1 protein-coding gene is annotated in these 1,766 nt (G+C 61.6%); it reads right to left on the bottom strand.

The features are described 5' to 3' along the window. Positions 1-108: 108 nt before the first annotated feature. The coding region (locus QWB57_RS10220) for an oligopeptide transporter, OPT family (RefSeq protein WP_288969418.1) at positions 109-1,766 on the bottom strand (1,658 nt) is incomplete at its 5' end.

Raw genomic sequence — 1,766 nt, 5'->3', positions numbered from 1 at the left:
GGCCGTGTTGGCGGCCATCGCCGGTAATGACAGCGCAAGCGCAAGCGGAAGAATGGCGTAGCGAAGTTTCATGGCAGTGTCCTTGAAAATATCTTGAAGTTGAAACAATCAAACAATGGCTTTGCGTCCCAGACGCTCTACCCAGCCATACAGCAAAACGATGGCCGCGACGAAGGCAAAACCGCCCAGCCACGCGGCCGGCCCCTCGGCAAAGGTATCGCTCACCATTTGCAGTGGCAGCAGCTTGAACGCGACGATGCCGGCGATCAACACGCCGATCAAGCCTTCGCCCACAATCATGCCCGAGGCCAACAATACGCCCAGCTGCTTGACTGCCTCCGGCTTGCTGTGGCGCCCGGCGCGCTGATCGAAATACCAACCCACGATGGCACCCACCACCACCATCAAGGTGGACGATGTGGGCAGGTAGATACCCAATCCCACGGCCAGCGGCGACAGATGCGCGCCCTTGGTGGAGCGGCGCAGCACTTCGTCGATTGCAATCAACACCACGCCAATTCCGGCACCGATCAGGATCAAGTTCCAGTCGATATTGTTCTGAATCACGCCCTGCGCCAACGCTGAAATCAGGCCCGCTTGCGGTGCAGCCAGTGCGTCCTTGCCCGCACCCGGCGCGCCCACGAAGCCATAGGCCTGATTGACGATATCGAGGATCGGCGGAATGATCGCCGAGCCAGCAATCACGCCCACCACCAACGCCCACTGCTGCTTGGACGGCGTGGCATCCACCAACTGCCCGGTCTTGAGGTCTTGCAGATTGTTGTTGGCAATCGCCGCCACCGTGAACACCACCGCCGTCACCAACAGCGCGAATGCCACCAGTCCTTTTTCTTGCCCGGCATCGATTTGCGATTTCAGCCCGAATACCAGCAGCAGCGCCGCACCGATCACCACCAAAATGCCGATCCCCGACAGCGGGCTGTTGGACGAACCAATCAAACCGGCCATATAGCCGCACACGGTGGACACCAAAAACCCCATCACCACGATGTACAGCAGGCTGCCAATCATCAGCGGCAACGCGTGCGCGCCCAGCCCGGTCTGGTTGGAAAAATGCACCAGCAAAAACGCCAGCGGCACGAAGCACGCCAGCATCATCGCGCCGACCACCCCGATCGGGATGTCGTGCTCGGTACGCGGCAACAAATGCAAAGTGCCCCCTTGGCGGGCGCGGTTGGCCGCCATGGCAGACGCCAACCCCGACACCACCGGCTTGACCAACTTGCCCAGGGTCCAGATCGCCGCCACACCAATCGTGCCGGCACCGATGAAGCGCACATTGGTACTCCACGTTGCACCGGCCATGTCTTCAAAACTGCCGGTCAAGCCGTGCGCCAGTGCGGAGAAATGCGGCACGCCCCACACCCAACCGATCAGCGCGCCCAACAGCATCGCAAGGCCCACCCACAGCCCCACCAAATGGCCCACCGCAAACAGCGCCATCGACAAACCGAAGTCAAACCCGCTAACGCCATCGCCCACTCTGAAATAGCCCTTCACATCGCTGGCAAAGGTCTTGGTGGCCACCACCAATGCAAACGCCGACGCCACCAATGCGCCCCATGTCACCGCCATCAGACCCGCGCGGCTTTCCTCGGCACCTTGTGCCGTGCCGGCTTCGCCGGGGCTGCCCACTTTCAACACCTCGGCACAGGCCACGCCTTCCGGGTACGGCAAATCGGAATTGGTCACCAGCGCGCGCCGCAGCGGGATCGAATACATCACGCCGAGAATGCCGCCCAGTG

Origin of the sequence: uncultured Thermomonas sp. (assembly GCF_937872235.1) — a bacterium.
Lineage (GTDB): Bacteria > Pseudomonadota > Gammaproteobacteria > Xanthomonadales > Xanthomonadaceae > Thermomonas > Thermomonas beijingensis.
The sequence above is the reverse complement of the archived record's forward strand: the minus strand, read 5'-3'. Positions and strand labels throughout refer to the sequence as shown.